Annotated in this window: 13 protein-coding genes; 5 read left to right on the plus strand and 8 right to left on the minus strand. The window is 73.9% G+C overall.

The annotated features are described in order from the left end of the window. Positions 1 to 97: 97 nt before the first annotated feature. From A6A06_RS10310 to A6A06_RS10330, 5 genes are all read right to left on the minus strand, one after another. On the minus strand, positions 98 to 2,452 hold the full coding sequence (locus A6A06_RS10310; protein WP_073760904.1) for a penicillin acylase family protein: 2,355 nt from the start codon (positions 2,450 to 2,452) through the stop codon (positions 98 to 100). A 53-nt stretch (positions 2,453 to 2,505) separates the two neighbouring features. Continuing rightward, positions 2,506 to 3,330 (minus strand): SDR family NAD(P)-dependent oxidoreductase, encoded by an 825-nt coding sequence (locus A6A06_RS10315; protein ID WP_073760905.1) that lies wholly within the window; start codon positions 3,328 to 3,330, stop codon positions 2,506 to 2,508. A 123-nt stretch (positions 3,331 to 3,453) separates the two neighbouring features. Next, on the minus strand, positions 3,454 to 4,929 hold the full coding sequence (locus A6A06_RS10320; protein WP_073760906.1) for an aldehyde dehydrogenase family protein: 1,476 nt from the start codon (positions 4,927 to 4,929) through the stop codon (positions 3,454 to 3,456). After that, on the minus strand, positions 4,926 to 6,218 hold the full coding sequence (locus tag A6A06_RS10325) for a M20 family metallopeptidase (protein ID WP_079193925.1): 1,293 nt from the start codon (positions 6,216 to 6,218) through the stop codon (positions 4,926 to 4,928). The genes A6A06_RS10320 and A6A06_RS10325 overlap by 4 nt, the downstream gene beginning before the upstream one ends. A 193-nt stretch (positions 6,219 to 6,411) precedes the next feature. After that, a complete protein-coding gene (locus tag A6A06_RS10330; RefSeq protein ID WP_073760907.1) occupies positions 6,412 to 8,769 on the minus strand; it encodes an ArnT family glycosyltransferase in 2,358 nt (785 codons plus the stop codon). Between the two features lie 916 nt (positions 8,770 to 9,685). Between A6A06_RS10330 and A6A06_RS10340 the strand changes: the two genes are divergently transcribed. After that, positions 9,686 to 10,174 carry a glutathione peroxidase gene (locus tag A6A06_RS10340; protein ID WP_073760909.1) on the plus strand — a complete coding sequence of 163 codons (489 nt, stop codon included), beginning with the start codon at positions 9,686 to 9,688 and terminating at the stop codon, positions 10,172 to 10,174. A 7-nt stretch (positions 10,175 to 10,181) separates the two neighbouring features. On the opposite strand, the gene A6A06_RS10345 is transcribed toward A6A06_RS10340, so the two are convergent. Then, the gene (locus tag A6A06_RS10345) at positions 10,182 to 10,655 is read right to left on the minus strand and encodes an STAS domain-containing protein (RefSeq protein ID WP_079193926.1); all 474 of its coding nucleotides are present in this window, start codon (positions 10,653 to 10,655) and stop codon (positions 10,182 to 10,184) included. 676 nt (positions 10,656 to 11,331) lie between these two features. Between A6A06_RS10345 and A6A06_RS10350 the strand changes: the two genes are divergently transcribed. Next, positions 11,332 to 13,023 (plus strand): GAF domain-containing protein, encoded by a 1,692-nt coding sequence (locus A6A06_RS10350; RefSeq protein WP_073760911.1) that lies wholly within the window; start codon positions 11,332 to 11,334, stop codon positions 13,021 to 13,023. A gap of 21 nt (positions 13,024 to 13,044) precedes the next feature. On the opposite strand, the gene A6A06_RS10355 is transcribed toward A6A06_RS10350, so the two are convergent. Further along, on the minus strand, positions 13,045 to 14,337 hold the full coding sequence (locus tag A6A06_RS10355; RefSeq protein WP_073760912.1) for an SLC13 family permease: 1,293 nt from the start codon (positions 14,335 to 14,337) through the stop codon (positions 13,045 to 13,047). A gap of 133 nt (positions 14,338 to 14,470) precedes the next feature. Here A6A06_RS10355 and A6A06_RS10360 point away from each other — a divergent pair, with 133 nt between their 5' ends. Next, entirely contained in the window at positions 14,471 to 15,019 is a 549-nt protein-coding gene (locus tag A6A06_RS10360; RefSeq protein WP_073760913.1) for a GNAT family N-acetyltransferase, read from the plus strand. A gap of 189 nt (positions 15,020 to 15,208) precedes the next feature. Then, positions 15,209 to 16,564 carry an NAD(P)/FAD-dependent oxidoreductase gene (locus A6A06_RS10365; protein WP_073760914.1) on the plus strand — a complete coding sequence of 452 codons (1,356 nt, stop codon included), beginning with the start codon at positions 15,209 to 15,211 and terminating at the stop codon, positions 16,562 to 16,564. A gap of 106 nt (positions 16,565 to 16,670) precedes the next feature. On the opposite strand, the gene A6A06_RS10370 is transcribed toward A6A06_RS10365, so the two are convergent. Continuing rightward, positions 16,671 to 17,000, minus strand: coding sequence for an ArsR/SmtB family transcription factor (locus A6A06_RS10370; protein ID WP_073760915.1), 330 nt, complete (start codon positions 16,998 to 17,000; stop codon positions 16,671 to 16,673). 179 nt (positions 17,001 to 17,179) lie between these two features. On the opposite strand from A6A06_RS10370, the gene A6A06_RS10375 reads away from it, so the two are divergent. Further along, positions 17,180 to 19,096, plus strand: a complete 1,917-nt coding sequence (locus tag A6A06_RS10375) for an ABC transporter ATP-binding protein (RefSeq protein ID WP_073760916.1) — start codon at positions 17,180 to 17,182, stop codon at positions 19,094 to 19,096. The last annotated feature ends 72 nt before the right edge of the window (positions 19,097 to 19,168 follow it).

Consider the following 19,168-nt stretch of genomic DNA (forward strand, 5'->3'; position numbering starts at 1 on the left):
CGATACACATAGGCATGGTGCACGGCGAGCACCTCTTTATTCATCGCGCTCTTACCGGTGGTTTGTTACACCACAATTCCCGTGATCTGAATCACGCTTATGCGGCGGCGGTCGTGCCGGGCCCGTCCGGCGGCCTCAGCATGATCACGTGGGTGGTGTGCCGCTCGACCGCGGCGCGGCTGTACAGGAGCGGGAAGGCGCGGCCCGCGGCCCAGTCCGCGAAGAGGTCGTGGTGGTGCGGGCTGTCCGGGTCGCCGGACTGGCCGGGCGCGTTCATGGCCACCGAGGCGTCCCAGTCGCCGACGTCGACCACCAGCCGGAAGGTCGCCCCGTTGGTCTGCCGGAAGTCCGGGCCGTACGTGGTGGCGTCGACCGTGTCGCCGCTGCCGCCGCGCGGCGCGGGCCCGATCCGGGTCCAGTGCGGAGCCCGTTCCCCCAGCCACGTGGCGAGCGGGTGCCGTGGTTCCGCCTGGTGCAGTGCTCCCCAGGTCCATCGGTCGCGGTCGGGTCCCAGCAGCCGGCCGAGTTCGGCGAGCGCGCCGGGCAGGGAGTCGAGGACGGCCGTACGCAGGGTGCCGTCCGGGTCGGGGCCGAGCCGGTCGCCCGGGGTGAGCAGCAGGCCGAGGTCCACCCGGGAGTCGTTGGTGGCGGCCTCGGCCACGGGCAGGACGCGGGCCAGCGCGGCGGCCCGCCGGTCCGGGGGCAGCAGCCGGGCCAGCGCGCGTCGCAGTACGGCCGGACGCAGGTGCCGCCGGTACCAGACCTCGAAGAGCGCGGCGGGTACGGAGTCGGGTGCCAGCTCGGCGTCCCAGGCGCCGAGCTGCTTCAGCGCCCATGCCACCCCCGGGTCGTCGCTGGTGATCCCGGTCAGCAGCGGCTGGATGCGGCGGGCGGTCGGGCTGGTGTGGTCGGTCTGGAGGCGTACGCAGTCCGCGACGGTCCAGCCGGTGCGGGCGGCCAGCTCCCCGGCGATCCGGTCGTGCCGGGCGGGCGCCGACCAGTCGTAGGTCACGGTCCGGTCGGCGTTCGGGTAGCCGGGCGGGAGGTTCATCTGGTTGGCCGTGGCGAACCAGCCCTGGGCGGGGTCGCGTACGGACGGCAGGGATGCGACGGGGTGGAAGCCCGCCCACTCGTAGCGGCCGTCGCCGGGCACCGGCAGGGTGCCGTCCCAGTTCGGGCGGTCGGGGACCCGGCCGGCGGGCTGCCAGCCGATGGTCCCGTCGGGCGCGGCGTACACCTGGTTCTCACCGGGCGCGCCCCACCGGCTCATGGCGGTGACGAAGGCGTCCGGTCCTTCCGCCGTCATGTACCCGGTACTGCCCAGGTACGGGGCCATGCCGGGGCCGAGCCAGGCCGCCCGTACCGCGAACGCCGTGCCGCGCTCCGGGTCGTCGTGGATCACCGGGCCGTGCCGGGTGAACCACAGGTCGACGGTGGCCGGCTGCCCGGCGTCGCGCACCGGGACGGTCTCGGTCACGTGGCGCATGGCCTCCCAGCGTCCGTCGTACCGGTACTCCCGCGGGTCGGCCGGGTTGGTGCGGTAGACGTACAGGTCCTCCTGGTCGACGGGGAAGATCGTCAGCCCGAAGGCGATCCGGCCGTTGTGCCCGATGGAGATGCCGGGCAGCGCGGGCTCCCCGGCGCCGAGGGCGTCGATGCCGGGAGCCGACAGGTGGGCGAGGTAGCGCAGCGCGGGCAGGGTGACGGCGCGGTGCGGGTCGTTGGCGAGCAGTGGGCGGCCGGTGGCGGTACGGGACGATGCGATCACCCAGTTGTTGCTGCCGTCCGGCCCCCGGGACGGCCAGCCGTCCTCCCAGGGCGGGGTGGTGGCCAGCTGGTAGACGCGGAGCACGTCGTCCGGGATGAGGGACAGGTCGAGGCCCTCCGGTACGCGCAGGTCGTGCGCGGGCTCCCGTACCCGGCGCAGGTCCTCGACGGCGGGGCCGTGGTCGCGCAGGGTCAGCGCGCGGGCGACCTCCTGTTCCAGGTTGTAGAAGAGACCGTGGCTGCGGATGCGGGCGACGTCGGCGGGTTCCCAGTAGGCGGGCTGGTGGCCGAGCAGCGCGAACTCGGGTGGCAGGTGTTCGGGATGGGCCCGGCAGAGCGCGACGTACGCGTTGACGCCGCTGACGAAAGCGGTGGCGATGCGCTGCGTACCGGGCCCGTAGGCGGCCCATTCGGCGGCCATGTCGCCGCGGTACAGGAAGAGCCGGGCCGCCCGGTCGTGTTCGAGGCAGCTCTCGCCGAACACCTCGGAGAGCAGGCCGAGCCCGCGGCGGCGCCACAGGTCGATCTGGAAGAGCCGGTCCCGGGCGGCGTTGAAGCCCTGGGCGAGGAAGAGGTCGTCCTGGGAGGCGGCGTACAGGTGGGGCACGCCCCAGCGGTCGACGCGGATCTCCACGGGGGCGGCCAGGTCGGGGACGTCGAAGGTGGTGGTGGGGGGTGTGGGCATCTGGCTCCGTTTTCCCGGCCCGGCGGTCCGTGTGCCGGACCGCCGGGCGCTGTTCAGACCGACGGTTCGAACCTGCCGTCGACCGCCGTCCACCCGCCGTCGACCGACAGGACGCTCCCGGTGACGAACGTGGACGCGTCCGAGACGAGGTAGGCGACGGCGCCCGCGATCTCGTCGGCGCGGGCCCACCGCCGCAGCGCGGACGCCTCGGCGTAGGCGTCGTACCACTGCGGGTCGGCGGCGATCTGGTCGGTGAGCGGCGTACGGACCACGCCGGGCGCCACCGCGTTGAACCGGACGCCGCGCGGCCCCCACTCCGCCGCGGCCGTCCGCAGGAACTGCACCAGCCCGGCCTTGGACGCCGCGTACGCGCTCTGCCCCGGCTCGACCTGGAAGGCGCGCATCGAGGCCAGACCGACCACGCTGCCCCGGCCGCGTTCCGCCATGGCGGGCGCGGCGGCCTGTACGAGCGTGAAGACCGCCCGCAGGTTGAGGGCGATCACCCGGTCGAACTCGGCAGGGGTGTAGTCGGCGATCCGCTTGCGCACATTGACGCCGACGGTGACGACCAGCCCGTCCAGGGCACCCCACCGGTCCACCGCGGCCCGCACCGCGTCCGCGTCCAGGACGTCGAGGGGAAAGGCCGTCGCGGTGCCGGTGCGGCTGCCGGGGGCGGGCGGCTCCGCGGCGGCGGCCTCCGCGGCCAGCGCGGCACCGGCCGCGTCCAGGTCGGCGACGATCACCTCGGCGCCGTGGGCGGCCAGGGCGCGTACCGCCTCCCGGCCGATACCGCCCGCTCCGCCGACGACCGCGACCCGCCGTCCGTCGAGGCGGAACAGCCGCGCGTACTCGACCGGCGCGCCGACGGTGTCATCCATGGTCTGCTCCCTGTCCGTGAGGTGCTGCGGGGTGAGCTGCGGGAATGGGTGCGGGGTGAAGTACGAGGGCCGGGGGCGCCGGGGTGTGCGTCGGGGCCGTGCCGCCGTCGCTCCCCGCCGTGCTCACGGGCGGATCACCGCCATCCGCGTCACCGTCAGTTCCTCGATCGCGAAGCGCGGCCCCTCGCGGCCCAGCCCCGAGTCCTTGACCCCGCCGTACGGAGCCACGTCGCTGCGGTAGCCCGGGACCTCGTTGATCACCACACCGCCGACGTCGAGGGCGTCCAGCGCCCGGAAGGCGGCGTCCAGGCCGCGGGTGAAGACCGCCGCGTGCAGCCCGTACCGTCCGGCGTTGACCAGGTCGTACGCCGCGTCCAGGTCCGGCACCGTACGCAGCGCGACGACCGGCCCGAAGATCTCCTCGTCCCAGGCGGGCTGACCGTCCGGCACCTCCGCCAGCAGCGTCGGCGCCAGGCACCGGCCGACCCGTGTGCCGCCCGCCACCAGCCGGGCTCCGGCCGCGCGGGCCCGGTCGATCCAGGCCAGCACCCGTGCGGTGGCCGCCTCGTCGATGAGGGCGGCGACCCGGGTGTCCTCCTCGCGCGGGTCGCCGACGACGATGCCGGGCAGCCGTTCGGCGATCCGCCGCTCCAGCTCGTCGGCGATCTCCGCGACGGCGATCACGCGCTGTACGGCGATGCATGCCTGGCCGGAGGCGTAGAAGCCGCCGCGGGCCACCGCGTCGGCGGCGGCGTCGAGGTCGGCGTCGGCGGCGACCACGAGCGCCGCGTTGGAGCCGAGTTCGAGCACCACCTTGCGGGGCGCGGCGTCCCGGGCGATGCGGTGGCCGACGGCGGCGGAGCCGGTGAAGGAGACCGCGGCGACCTCCGGGTGCGTGGTCAGGGTGCGGCCGACCTCGGTGTCGCCGGTGACCAGTTGGACGGCGCCCGCGGGCACACCGGCCGCGGTGAGCCGTTCCCGTACGAGGTGGACCAGCCACAGGGTGGCCAGCGGCGTGGCAGGGGCCGGTTTGACGATCACCGGGCAGCCGGCCGCGAGCGCCGGGGCGATCTTGTGGGAGGCCAGCAGCACCGGGTAGTTGAAGCCGGCGATGCCCACCACGACGCCGACCGGGCGCCGGGTCCAGAACCCGATCATGCCGTCCCCGGAGGGCAGCAGGTCCAGAGGCACCGTCTCGCCGTGGATGTGCGCCACTTCGTCGGCGGCGGCCTGCCAGGTGGCCACGGCCCGCCGCACTTCGGTACGGCAGTCGGTCCGCGGCTTGCCCGTCTCCCGTACGAGCAGATCCTCCATCGGGCCGGCGACGGCCTCCAGGTCCGCCGCCACGCCGCCCAGCACCTGGCGCCGTACGCGCGAGGCGAGTTTCGCGACGCGGGGGCGGACGGCCGCGGCGTGTCCGACGGCGCGGCGGGCGAGGTCCGCGTCGCCCACCGGGGCGGTGGCGAACTCCTCCCCGTCGTACGGGAAGACCACCGGCCCGGTACGCGGGGCGGGCACCCAGCCGTCGCCCACGGGGAGGCCCGGGGGCAGGGCGCCGGGATAGACGTCCGCCGCGTCCTGGCCGTGGGGAGGCTTCATGCGGCGTCGCCGCCTTCGGACCGCGTGTCGCTTCCGTCGAGGAAGTGCCGGGCCGCCGCGGCGTAGACCCGCGCGTACTCGGCGATCTCCCGCACCTCCACGTACTCGTCCTTCTGGTGGGCGATCCACTTGCCGCCCGGCCCGTAGACGACGGTCGGCAGGCCAGCGTCGCGGGTCAGGATCGTCCCGTCGGTCGTGCCGGGAACCGCGCCGAAGGGCGGCTCGGCGCCGTGCACCTGCCGGTGACCGGCCACCAGGGCCTCGACGAGCGGGTGACCGGCGTCGACTTCGACGGCCGGCCGGTCGTCGACGACGGTCAGCTCGACGGTGACGCCCACGCCGGCCGCCGCGGCCGTGGCCGTCCTCCGCAGGTGCTCGATGATTTCGGCGTGGTCGGTACCGGGAATGGTCCGTACATCGACGCCGAGCACGCCGTGACCGGGGATGACGTTGAGCTGGTCGGGGTCTCCGGCGCGCAGCACCGTCGGGGTGACGGTCACCGTCCCGGCGTGCGGATGGGTCCCGTACCGCCGGACCGCCCACTCCTCGGCCTCCGCCAGCGCGGCGACGATGCGCGCGCCCGCGATGAGGGGGTTACGGCCCTCCTGCGGCATCGCGCCGTGGGCCATCACCCCGTGGAGGCCGAGCCGGAGACGGATGCCGCCGCGGGCCGAGGTGCACACCTCGTACCCCTCCGGCTCGCAGACGACGACGCCGTCCACCCCGGCGGCCGACGGCGAGGCGGCGAACGCCTTGGCGCCGAGCATCAGCCCTTCCTCGTCGCACAGCACGCCGACCACGACCCGGCCGGGGAACGGCCCGGCCTGCTGAAGCGCCCGCACTCCGTAGACCATGGCCGCCACCCCGGACTTCATGTCGGCGGCGCCGCGGCCCCACAGCCGCCCGTCGCGGATCTCCGCGCCGTACGGGTCGACGGTCCACGCGTCGGCGTCGCCCTCCGTCACGACATCCGTGTGCCCCTCGAACATCAAGGTGCGGCCCGGCCCGCCACCGCCCTCGACGACCGCGACGACGTTGGGCCGGCCGGGGGCCACCTCGACCGCCTCGTGCGGCCAGCCGAAGGTGGTGAAGAGCCGGGAGAGGAGGTCGGCGGCGGGCTGTTCGACGGTGGTGGCGCCCGCCGCGTTGACGGTCCGCAGCCGGACGAGGTCCTGCGTGAGGGCCACGGCGGCCGCCTCGTCGACCTGCGGTACGGCGCTCCGCGGCGCGCCCGCCCCCGGTACGCCGGTGTCCGGGCCCGACGGCACGACGCGCGGGCTGCTGTGCACGGCACCCTCCAACTCCCCTGACGCGGGGTCAGGAGGCCGGTCGGACCAGACGGTCCCCCGTACTGTGCTGGCCCGCTCGCTCACGGGTCAAGAGGGGCACGACGGACCAAGAGGGTCATAGCGGCAGCGGAAGCGGGGGCAGGGCCGGGGCGGTCTCCGCCGACATGCCACGGCCGCTGACACCCCGTCACCATCAACCGCGCGCGTCCGCGGCCGAGCAGCGGTAGAGACTCTGTCCGGCACCGGCACCGGCAGCACCCGCACCGGCACCGGCACCCGCGCCCGCCCCCGCTCCACCCCGGGATCCGGCCGCGCCGCCGCTCCCGGTCCGCGTCTCGCCCCCGTACGCCGACGGGTCGACCTTCTCGCACGCCGACCGCACCCACCGGCTGATCCGCGCCTTCTCCGACGCGCCCGCGTCGTCGCCCTCGCCGACGAGCGCGAAGCGCAGCTTCCCGGACGCCACCAGCCGCTGGTACTCGCTGAGCGTGACCGGTTCGGTCCCTGCCGCGAATCCGCCGAGCGGCAGGACCGCGGAGCCGCCCAGCCGGATGTACGGCTCCGCGGTGAGCAGGGCGGCGGAGAACGCGTAATCGGCGGCTCCGCGGCGGCGCTCGACGTAATCGAGGATCTTGCGCTGGGTGTCCGACAGCCGGGCGGGCGTGCCGAGTGTGGAGTCCTGCGGGCCCGCTGAAGCCGAGTGCGCCGAACCGGTGTACCGCGGATTCAGTACGGACAGCGACCAGGTGGCGGGGGCCGCCGTCATCGTGACGCAGCCGGCGACGAGACCGGCGGCGGCGATGCGCCGGGCGCGGGTGTGGCGCCGGGCGCGCGCCGGGGCGCCTGCGGCATCCGGAGCGCCTTCGGTATCCGTAACGCTTCCGCTGCCCGGCCCGTCGTCTGCGCGCCGGGCGCGAAGGGCGCCGTGGGCGAGCAGGCCGAGGGCGGCGAGCGCGGTCACGATGATCACGGGGATCAGCCACGGCACCCAGCCGGAGTGGCCGGAGACGAGGTGGACGGCCCAGGCCGCCTGTACCGCGACGACGGCGGGAAGCGCCCACGCCCGGAGTGCCCGCGCCCGGAGCCCCCTGGGCCCGGTCGCCGGATTCCCGTCTGCCGGGCGGCGCGCGGTCTCCCGGCGACGGGCGCTCCACAGCGTGACGACTCCGGCGGCGGACAGCGCGGCGAGGCCGGGCGCCAGGGCGGACATGTACGTGGCATGCGGGACGTTGATGGCACTCATGACGCCCACCGCCGTGAGCAGCCAGCCGCCCCACAGGAGGTAGCCGCCGCGTACCGGGTCCGTACGGGGCTGCCTGCGGCGGGTGAAGAAGCCGAGGACGAGGGCGGACAGCGCGAGCGGGAAGAGCCAGCCGATCTGCTGGGCCAGGGGCGCGCGGAAGAGTTTGGACCAGCCGCTGACGGGAGCGCCCACCGCGACCTGCGACCCGCCGCCGCCCGGCGCTCGCCGGGCGCCCTGCGCCGGACCGGTGCCGGAAGCGGATTTCGCGTCGGAACCGGCCTTGCCGGGCGCGTGCCGCCCGGACCCGGCACCCGGCGGGCGCTCGGCCGGACCGCCCTTGGCGCCGGTGTCGGCACCGTTCTCGGCTCCGTGCCCGGCTCCGGCGCCGCCCGCTCCTGACGCTCCCTTGGCCGCGCCCGCCGTCGTGCTGTTGGCGGCGTCGATGTTCCAGCCGGAGCCGAGCCGGTCGAAGCCGTTGTAGCCGAACACCATCGACAGGGCGCTGTTGTCGCGTGACCCGTCCACGTACGGCCGCGAGTCCTGCGGTACGACGGTCATCAGCAGGACCCAGGAGAACGAGACGGCGAACAGCACCGCGCCCGCGGTCAGCAGCTGGCCGAGCCGTTTGCGCAGCGCGGCCGGTGACACCACGACGTACGCGACGGCCAGGGCCGGCACGATGATCCACGCCTGCATCATCGCGGCCTGGAAGGCCAGTCCCACCCAGACGGCCGCCAGCAGCAGGGGCCGCAGCCGTCCGGTGGACATCGCTTTCGCGCACCGGTCGGCGGCCAGCACCAGGCACATGGTCAGCGGCGCTTCCAGCAGCGCGTGCCCGAACATCGACGCCGCCACCGGAGTGAGCGTCAGCACCCCGGCCGCGAGGAGCCCGGCCGCCGGGCCGCGCCAGCGCCGTACCGTCCGGTGGATCACCAGGACGCAGACCACGCCCTCGACGCACTGCGGGAGCGTCAGGGCCCAGTTGCTGTACCCGAAGAGCCGCGCGGACAGCGCCTGCGGCCACAGGAACCCGCCGATCTTGTCCAGGGTGACGGTGGACGCCGGATCGAAGGACGTGAAGAGGAAGGCCTTCCAGCTTTCCGACATGCTGCGTACGGCCGCGGCGTAGTAGCCGGCGTAGTCGCTGCTGGTGATGTTCCAGGCGTACAGCACCGCGGCGAGCGCGGCGATGCCCAGGAGCGCGGGCCGGTCCCAGCGCGGGCAGCCCGCGGGCGTGTGCCAGAACTGCCAGCGGCCGCGCGGCCGTTCGGTGAAGAGGGGCCGGTCCACGAAGGTGGTGGCGGACATGGTGGTCTCTCCCGGAAGCGGAGGGGTTCGGGGCACCGCAGGGCGACGGTGGGTGCCCGGCGCGGGCACGACCGTGCGGGGCACCGCCGCGGACGGCGCCTCCCACGGTCGGCGGCCTTGCGCCGAGGCCGGATTTCAGGGGGATCGAAGCATTACCGGCGGCGACGGCAACGGAATAGCGGGACGTCCCGCCACAGGAAAAGGTACGTACGCACGTGGATCCCGAATGCCGTCTCGAACTCGCCACCTCACCGTGCCACGGGAACATGAGAGAAACATGAGGTCAGGAAACGGAATGACGAATCCTACTGCGTCCAGCAGCTTTCCGGTCAATCCGTCCGGAGGGAAACCAGCAGTCGGGACCGATCGGAATTCCACCCCCGCAGGATCGCTTCTTCCGCAGCCCGGACGCTCCCGGCCACCCGCCCCGACCTGCGCCTCCGTTCGACCTTCAACGTCTCGACGCACGGAGCGGACCAGCCCGCCCGCCCCTCCACCTGCCGCTTTCCGCCCTCCCGCTGCACGCTCTCCCGTAAATGACGGTACAAAGCATGGCCGATACCTACCCCTCACAGAAAGGGGATAGTTCCCGCACAGGAATTACACAGCCGGGTTATTCTCCGCGGCCTGACGGCACAACAGGGCGGGTGACGGGCAGGAACCACGGCCGCTCACCGTGATGCCCACTGCGGCACCCACCGGGACACCCGCCGCGACGCCTGCCGCGACACCCGCCGCGCACCGGCCGGAATGCGGCCACGGCCGGCCCGGGGCCGGAGGAGCGGCGGCCGGAGGAGCGGCGGCCGGAGGAGCGGCGGCCGGAGGAGCGGCGGCCGGGGAAGAACACGCGAGCGGCCGCTGTTGCCCCTGAGGAAGTCCGTCCGCAACCGCGGTCCCGTAAGCGAGGAGCCTGAACGTGAGCCTGTACGACATCCCCCTGCGCACCCTGAACGGTGAGCCCGCCTCGCTGGCCGACTACCGGGGCCGCGCCCTGCTGGTGGTCAACGTGGCGTCCAAGTGCGGCCTGACGCCGCAGTACTCGGGCCTGGAGCGGCTCCAGCAGCAGTACGGCGACCGCGGCCTGACCGTCCTCGGCTTCCCCAGCAACCAGTTCGCGGGCCAGGAGCCGGGCAGCGCCGAGGAGATCGCCACGTTCTGCTCGACCTCCTACGGGGTCAGCTTCCCGCTGTTCGAGAAGACGGACGTCAACGGCGCGGACCGGCACCCCCTGTACGCGGAACTCACCCGCACCGAGGACGGCGCGGGTGAGGCCGGTGACGTGCAGTGGAACTTCGAGAAGTTCCTCATCGACACCGAAGGCGCGGTCGTGGGCCGGTTCCGGCCCCGGACCGAGCCCGAGGCTGCGGAGCTGACGCAGGCGATCGAGGCGGCCCTGCCCGCCTGACGCGAGGTCAGGCCACGGCGGTGTCCGTCGGGGCGTCCGGAGCGGCCGGACGCCCCCCGCCCTCGGCCCGCGGGCAGGGGCGGCCGCCGTCCGGACGGACCTCGGCCCGCACCTCGCCGGGAACCTCGCATATCGCGTCGGGACTCGGATCGAGGCAGAGGTCGAAGGCGGGCAGCAGGCCGGTCAGCCGCAGCAGCCGCAGCACGCTCGGGCTCTCGGCGACACCGGCCAGGCGCAGGCGGCCCGCCTTGACCTCGACCCGGCGCCGGGTGCGGCACAGCAACGACATGCCGCAGCAGTCGATGAAGGTCACGTCCCGCACGTCCAGGACGAGATCGGGGCAGCGCGCACCGGTGATCTCGTCGAGACGCGCCGTCAGCGCGGTCACCGCCAGGATGTCCACTTCTCCACGCAGTTCCACCACCGTGGTCGCGCCCACCACGTGTTCCCGGCTCGCAAAACTCCACCCCTGGTCCACCATGCCTGTCCCCACCTCCGTGCCTGTGCGTGTGATGCCGCCGCACGCTGGCGGTGGAGACGTACGGAAGTTTGGGGACTCGCCCGTTGCGGCCCGGGCGGGGATGACCACCGTCGGCGTTCGGCATCCGCGCGGTGCCAGCCTCCGGCGGGGTCCGGGTCGTCGGCTGCGCCCTTACGTGTCTACGGCTTACCCGCTGGCCTCAGTGTCAGTCCGGACGGCACATACGCAATGAAGTTGTCTCAAACTCATGCCATGGACCCGTGCGGTGGACGCCCGCCCACCAGGGGGCACGAGTGTGACGGCCATCACTGCGGGTGGTGCCGGACTTGCAGGCCGGCCACCGGGCGGGGCGGGGCAGGGAGAAGTGGCAGGTGGTGCAGGAAGGGTGCGTTCCGGCCTCTCCCGGGCTCACCCGTCGGCCGAAAGACCGAGCTGTTTCAGGTCAGCGTTTATCCCGTTCCCACATTTGCCTTACAGCGCGTCTGCACTCCCTCTCCGACAATTAGTTGCAAATTCACCCATTCGGGCGAACTAGAATCTTTTCTGTCAGTCAGTCATCAGGGGCGCGCGACCAGCACGCAGTCCTCCCTGATCCCGTACGACGCCCGCGGCACACGGCCTGGAACGTGTGGCGCGCGGCGGCGAGCCGAGCAGATACAGGGCGAGAGCCGGACCGATGCCGCACCATCCGCACCTTCACGGCCCCACCGAGCCCATGGGCCCGGCCGGCGGTCCGGACCACCCCCTCCCCCGGCTCCCGGAGCTCCTCGAAGCGATGGTCGCGGTCGGCGCCGAGCCCGACCCGAACGGGGCGATGCACCGCGTCGCCGAGGCGGCGGCGTCCCTGACCTCCGCCCGGTACGCCGCCGTCGGCATCCTCGGCGAGGACGGCGACACGCTGGCCGACCTCGTCACGTACGGCGTCTCCCCGGAGGACCGCCACCGGATCGGCCGGCTGCCGGGCAGCCGCAGCAGGATCCTCGGCGCGCTCCTGCACGGCACCGAGGCCGTCCGCAGTGCCGACGTCACCCGGGACCCGCGCGCCTGCGGACCGCTGCCGCCCGGACACCCGCCGATACGTTCCTTCCTCGGCGTTCCCATCCGGGCCGACGGCGAGCGGTTCGGGACCCTCTTCCTCGCGGACAAGCGGGACGGCGGGGAGTTCCACGCCGGGGACCTGCACCTGGTGCGGGTGCTCGCCACCAAGGCGGCCATCGCCCTGGGCAACACCCGGATGCACGCCACCGCGCGGCAGCGCCGCCGCTGGGTCGACGGCGCCGCCTCCGTCACGACCGCGCTGCTGGCCGGGCCCGCGAACGGCCCCACGGCCGAGGACCCGCTCACCGTCGTCGCCGAGCGGGGCCGCGAACTGGCCGAGGCGGCCACCGCTGCCGTCCTGCTGCCGCACTCCACGGGCGGCATGGAGGTCGCGGCGCTCTCCACGGTCCTGCCGGACCCGGCCCGCGACGAGGCCTACCAGGGGGTGATCCCGTCGGAGAGCCCGGTCGTCCACCAGATACGGGCCGGTCTCGCCGTGCACTCCGACGACTTCGCCGCGGACCCGCGCTCGGTCTCGCCGCTCTCCCGCCACTACGGACCGGCCATGCTGCTGCCGCTGCGCAGCGGCGGACGCGTGATGGGGGCGCTGGCCCTGTGCCGCGCGTCGGGCGGGCCGCGCTTCACGCCGGCCGAACGCACCCTGGCCGCGCAGTTCGCGGCGCAGGGCGCCCTGGCGCTCGTGATCACCGGCACCCGGCACGACCGGGCACGGCTCGCCGTCTACGAGGACCGCGACCGCATAGCCCGCGACCTGCACGACCTCGTCATCCAGCGGCTCTTCGCGACGGGGATGCTGCTGGCGGGCGCGCGCCGCGGAACGGCCGTGCCCGCGGTGCGCGAGGGCGTCGACAAGGCCCTCGACGAACTCGACGCGACGGTCCAGGAGATACGGACCGCGATCATCGCCCTGCAACAGGGCCCCACCGGAACACCGGCCGGGCTGCGGGCCCGCGTCCTTGAGGAGACCGGCGCCGCCTCCGCGCAGCTGGGCACCCGGCCGTCGGTCCGGTTCGTGGGCCCGGTGGACGCGCGGGTCGGCGAGGCGAGCGGCGATGCCCTGGTCGAGGAGCTGCGGTCGGCACTGGCGGGCCTGATCGAACGACGGGGTACGCCGGGACGGGACCGTACCGGCGCGACGGACGATGCGGGAACCGTGGATGCGGGGACCACCGATGCGAGGACTGCCGATGTGGTGGCCGTCGATGTGGTGGTCGACGCCGTGGCCGTGCTGGAGAACGGGCAGGCGGGGGTGCGGCTGACCGTCACCGAGGACGGCGACGAGGTGGTGGTCCGGGAGGAGCCGCTGTAGCGGAGTGCGGCCGCCGTGCCGCTACGTCCCGATGACCTGCAAGGCCCCCCACAGGGCCAGCGTCGACAGGACCAGCCCTGCCGGGACGGTCAGCAGGCCGAGCCGGGTGAAGGTGCCCAGCTCCGGCGCGTCGCCGCGCTCCTGGAGTATGCGCCGCCACAGCAGCGTGGCCAGCGAGCCCACGTACGTCAGGTTCGGGCCGAGGTTCACGCCGATCAGCACCGCGAGTACGGGCCCGGCGCCGCCGTGTGCCGCCACCGGCAGCAGCGCCAGCACCGCCGGCAGGTTGTTGATGACGTTGGCGAGGACGGCGGCGAACGCGGCCACTCCGAGGAGCGCGGGCAGCGAGGCGCCTTCGGGCAGCAGCCGGTCGACGGCCCCGCCGAGGCCGTTGGCGACGACCGCCTCCACCACGACGCCCAGGGCGAGCACGAACAGGCAGAAGAGCGGGTTGGCCGCCCGCACGATCCCGGTCGCGGTGGTCTCCCGGCGTGCCAGCGCGCGTATCCCCAGGACCAGTACGCCGGCCAGTGCCGCCCAGACCGGATTGAGCCCGGCGAAGGAGGTCACGACGAATCCGGCGAGCGTCAGCGAGAGGACCACGAGCGCGAAGACGGGGAGCGGCAGAGCGGCCCGCCGTTCGTCCTCCGCGCCCGTGCGTGGCTCCCCCGCGGCTTCGGTGTGCCCTCCGCCGGCCGCCAGCTCCCGCCCGAAGAACCGCCGGAACACCAGGTACTCGAAGAGCACCGCGACGGCCCACGGCAGCGCCATCAGGGCCGCGAACCGCGTGAAGGACAGCCCGGCCGCGCCGAGGGCGAGCAGGTTGGTGAGGTTGGAGACCGGCAGCAGCAGCGAGGCGGAGTTCGAGAGGTGGGCGCAGGCGTACAGATGGGGTCGGGCGCGCGCGCCGGCGTGCGCGGCGGTCGCCATGATCACCGGCGTCAGCAGCACCACCGTCGCGTCCAGGCTGAGCACCGCCGTGACCGCGGCGGCGAGCACGAAGACCCCGGCGAGCAGCAGCCGCGGCCGTCCCGCGCAGCGCCGCGCCAGCGCGGCACCCGCCGCCTCGAACAGCCCCTCCCGCGCACAGAGGTACGCCAGGACCAGCACGGCGGCCAGGAAACCGACGACCGGCAGCAGCTTGTGCACCTGCGCCCACGCGGCGGCCGGCGACACCGCGCCGGCCAGGACGAGCAGGCCCGCCGCCGGTACGGCCGCCACCGCCTCGGGGGCGCCCCCCGGCCTCCGTACGGCGAAGACGAGGACGCAGACCAGCAGGAGGAGGGAGAGGATCTCGGCGACGGCGGTGCTCACCCCCGCAAACTACAGGGGCGGATCAGCGGCCCGATATCGCCCCACTTAGGGTGGATTCGTACTCGCGGCCCGGCCCCGGTGTCGATACCGCGATGCCCCGGCCCCCGCCCCGCCTCCCGAAGGAGCCCCGGCCATGCCGACACCGGCCGCGCACGACACCGAGATCACCCTGCACCCCCTGCGGCCCGAACACCTCCCCGCCGTCCTGGAGCTGGGTTCGCGGGTCTACGACACCGACTCCATGCCGTACACCGGCTGGTCGCTGACCGCCGTCGCCACCCATCTCGACGCCTCCGTTCCCGCCTGCCGGGTCGCCCTGGCCGGTGAGCGGCTCGCCGGGTTCGTGCTCGGCTCGATGACCTTCGAGCAGCGCGAGGACTGGGGCTACCTGGAGTGGATCGCGGTGGACCCGGACTTCCAGGGGCGCGGCGTGGCCGGACTGCTGGTGCGGGAGTGCTGTGCCGCGCTGACGGAGGCCGGCGCCTCGTCCGTGGTGACCGATGTCGAGGTGAACAACACGGCGTCGGCGGCGCTGATGCGCCGTAACGGCTTCACCGAGGGCGTCACCGTCACCCTGTTCGTCCGGCCCGGTTCCGGCGAGACGGCCCACCGCGGCGGCATCTCCCTGCCGCACTTCGCCCGCACCGGCCGCCCGCGGCCCACCCGCCTCGACGGCCGCTGAGCCGCCGCGGGGCTGCCCGGGGCCGGGGGCCGGGACCCGCCGCGACCGCCCGGACGCACCACGACGGCCGGTGCGCCTGTTTCTCACCCGGTCGCAGGAGGTACCCGGCGGGCGCGGTGGCGGGCCCCGCCGCCCCGTGCCAGCGTGGCCGGGAGCCGACACAGCTGCCGACAGAGGCGAGGACGCGTCATGGAACGACCCAGAGTCCTGATCGTGGGCGGCGGCTTCGCCGGGGTGGAGTGCGCGCGGGGCCTGGAGCACGGGCTGTCCGCCGAGACGGCCGAGATCGTGCTGGTCACGCCCAACAACTACGAGCTGTACCTGCCGCTGCTGCCGCACGTCGCCGCCGGAGTGGTCACCCCGCAGTCGATCGCGCCCTCCCTGCGGCGCATCCTGCGCCGGACGCGCCTGGTGCCCGGCGGGGTGATCGGCATCGACACCGCGGCGAAGGTCTGCGTCGTACGGCTGATCACGGGCGAGACCACCGACATCCGCTACGACCGCCTGGTGCTGACGCCCGGCAGCATCACCCGCACGTTCGACATCCCCGGGCTGACGGACTACGCGCGGGGCATGAAGACGCTCGCCGAGGCCGCGTACATCCGGGACCACGTCATCTCCCAGCTCGACATCGCCGCGGCCTCGACGGACCCGGAAGAGCGGGCCGCGCGCCTGCAGTTCGTCGTCGTCGGCGGCGGGTACGCGGGCACGGAGACGGTCGCCTACCTCCAGCGGCTCACCAACGCGGCGGCCCGGCGCTACCCGCGCCTGGACCCCACCCAGATCAAGTGGCACCTCATCGACATCGCGCCGAAGCTGATGCCCGAACTGGGCGACCGGCTCGGGCAGAAGGCGCTGGAGCTGATGCGGCAGCGCGGCACGGAGGTGTCGCTCGGCGTCTCGGTCGCCGAAGTGACCGAGGACCGCGTGCAGTTCACGGACGGGCGGGTGCTGCCGTGCCGGACGCTGATCTGGACGGCGGGCGTGGCGGCCAGTCCGCTCATCGGTACCCTCGGGGCGGAGACCGTGCGGGGCCGTCTCGCCGTCGACGCCGATCTGACGGTCCCGGGCATGGCGGACGTGTTCGCGTGCGGTGACGCCGCCGCCGTTCCGGACCTGACGAAGGGCGCCGGCGCGGTCTGCCCGCCCACCGCGCAGCACGCCCAGCGGCAGGGCAAGCACGCCGCGCGCAACATCATCGCCGGGCTGCGCGGGGCGCCGCGCTCGCCGTACCGGCACAAGGACCTCGGCCTGGTCGTGGACCTCGGCGGCATCGACGCGGTGTCCAAGCCGCTGGGGTACGAACTGACCGGGCTGCCCGCGCAGGTGGCGGCGCGCGGCTACCACCTGATGGCGCTGCGCACCGGCGTCGCCAGGTTCCGTACCGTGGCGAACTGGCTGATCAACGCCACCGCGGGCGACGACTTCGTACGGACCGGCTTCCAGGCCGAGAAACCCGCGACGCTGCGCGACTTCGAGCGGACCGATGTGTACCTCTCGGCGGAGGACGTACGGGAGCGGCTGGCGGCGCACGGCGCGGGGTGAGCGCGGGCGCGCACGCGGGGCGTGATCCGACTCCGGCGGCTCCGACTCGCGGCTCCGGCTCCGGCTCCGGCTCCGGCTCCGGCGGGTCAACGGCCGGGAGGCGCCTTCATCGCAGGTGTTCGATGTGGTGAACGGCTTCGTCGAGGAGCTGCGCGACGTGCGCGTCGTACAGGCTGTAGACGATACGGCGGCCCTGCCGGGACCCGGTGACCAGGCCGAGCGCCCGGAGCAGCCGCAGCTGGTGGGAGACGGCGGACTGCGCCATGCCGACCGCCTCGGCGAGTTCGCCCACCGGGCTGGGGCCCTGACGGAGGCGGGTGAGGATCATCAGTCGTGATGGGGTGGCCAGCGCCTGGAGGGTGGCGGCGATGGTCGTGGCGGCAGCCGCGTCGAGAGGTTTTGCCGGGGTGATCCTGTCGTCGGCTCCGAGTCGCATATGCCTCATCGTAACTCCGGCAATACATGAAGACATGTTCATACGTTGACGAGCCCGGCGCGCCGACGGGAGATCGCCTTGACCTCAACATTGGTTGAGGTCATAGCTTCAGGACTCGTCGCCGGTCACCACGGCCCGCGATCGATCCCGTGCCGACCACGCCGCCCTGGAGGACCGCGATGGACATGGAAGTCACCGCCTGGCACTCGCTGCACAGCGCCCTGAACGCACAGCAGGACAAGCGCCCGTTCTCCCGCACCACCCTGCGGCGCATCGTCGCCTTCGCCCGGCCGCACCGCCGCATGATGGCCTGGTTCCTGGTGCTCAGCACGGTGACCGCCGTGCTCGCGGTGGCCACCCCGCTGCTCGCGGGCCGGGTGGTCGACGCCATCGACGAGGGCGGGGCGGCCGGTACCGTCCTCGGCCTCGCCGGGCTGATCGCCGCCATCGCGGTGGCGGAGGCGGGGCTCGGCCTGCTGACCCGCTGGCTGTCGGCGAGCCTGGGCGAGGGGCTGATCCTCGACCTGCGGACCACCGTCTACGACCACGTACAGCGGATGCCGGTCGCCTTCTTCACCCGTACGCGGACCGGCGCCCTGGTCAGCCGCCTGAACAACGATGTGATCGGCGCGCAGTGGGCGTTCAGCAACACGCTGTCCAGCGTGGTCGGCAACATCGTGACGCTGCTGCTGACACTCGTGGTGATGCTGAGCCTGTCGTGGCAGATCACGCTGATCGCCCTGGTCCTGCTGCCGGTGTTCGTCCTGCCCGCGCGCCGCGTCGGCCGCCGGCTGGCCGGGCTGCGCCGGGAGGCCGCCGACCACAACGCCACCATGGGCACCCAGATGACCGAGCGGTTCTCCGCGCCGGGCGCCACCCTCGTCAAGCTGTTCGGCCGCCCGGCCCGGGAGTCCGCCGAATTCGCCGCGCGGGCCCGGCGGGTGCGGGAGATCGGAGTCCGGACCGCCATGGTCCAGACGTACTTCGTCACCGCGCTCACCCTGGTCTCCGCCCTCGCGCTGGCCGTCGTCTACGGCCTCGGCGGCTTCCTGGCGCTGCGCGGCCACCTCGAAGCGGGCTCGATCGTCTCGCTGGCCCTGCTGCTGACCCGCCTGTACGCGCCGCTGACGGCCCTGTCCGGCGCGCACACCGAGGTGATGAGCGCACTGGTCAGCTTCGAGCGGGTCTTCGAGTTGCTGGACCTGAAGCCGCTGATCGAGCAGAAGCCGGACGCCCGCGCGGTGCCCGACGGGCCGGTCTCGGTGGAGTTCGACTCCGTGCACTTCGGCTACCCGTCCGCCGACAAGGTCTCCCTGGCCTCCCTCGAAGAGGTCGCGACCCTGGACACCCGGGGCGGCACCGAGGTACTGCACGACATCTCCTTTCGCGCGGAACCGGGCCAGATGGTCGCCCTGGTCGGCTCCTCGGGTGCCGGCAAGTCGACGATCGCGCAGCTGCTGCCGCGGCTGTACGACGCGGACACCGGTGCGGTACGGCTCGCCGGCGTCGACGTACGCGACCTGACGGCCGACTCGATCCGCGACACGCTCGGCATGGTGACCCAGGACGGGCACCTCTTCCACGACACGATCCGCGAGAACCTGCGGCTGGCCAGGCCCGAGGCGGCGGAGGAGGACCTGTGGGACGCGCTGCGCCGCTCCCGCCTGGACGGCCTGATCGCCTCGCTGCCCGACGGTCTGGACACCGTGGTCGGTGAGCGCGGCTACCGGCTCTCCGGCGGTGAACGGCAGCGGCTGACCATCGCCCGCCTGCTGCTGGCCCGGCCGCACGTGGTGATCCTCGACGAGGCGACCGCCCACCTGGACAACACCTCCGAGGCCGCGGTGCAGGAGGCCCTGGCCGAGGCCCTGGAAGGGCGTACGTCCCTGGTCATCGCCCATCGCCTGTCGACCGTACGGGCCGCCGACCTGATCCTGGTGGTCGAGGACGGACGGATCGTGGAGCGCGGCACCCACGACGTGCTGCTCGCGGCGGGCGGGCGTTACGAGGAGCTGTACCGCACCCAGTTCGAGCAGGCGGAGACCTCCGCCGAACGGGCGGCGCGCGAGGCGGCGGAACCGGCCTCGGCACGCTGACCGGCAGCCGCACCCGCGCAGGTCCCCGTCCACGGCGGGGGCCTGCGGTCGTGCGCCCCCCGCGCCCCGCCG

The sequence above is a fragment of the Streptomyces sp. CB02923 genome (assembly GCF_001905005.1).
Classification (GTDB): Bacteria; Actinomycetota; Actinomycetes; order Streptomycetales; family Streptomycetaceae; genus Streptomyces.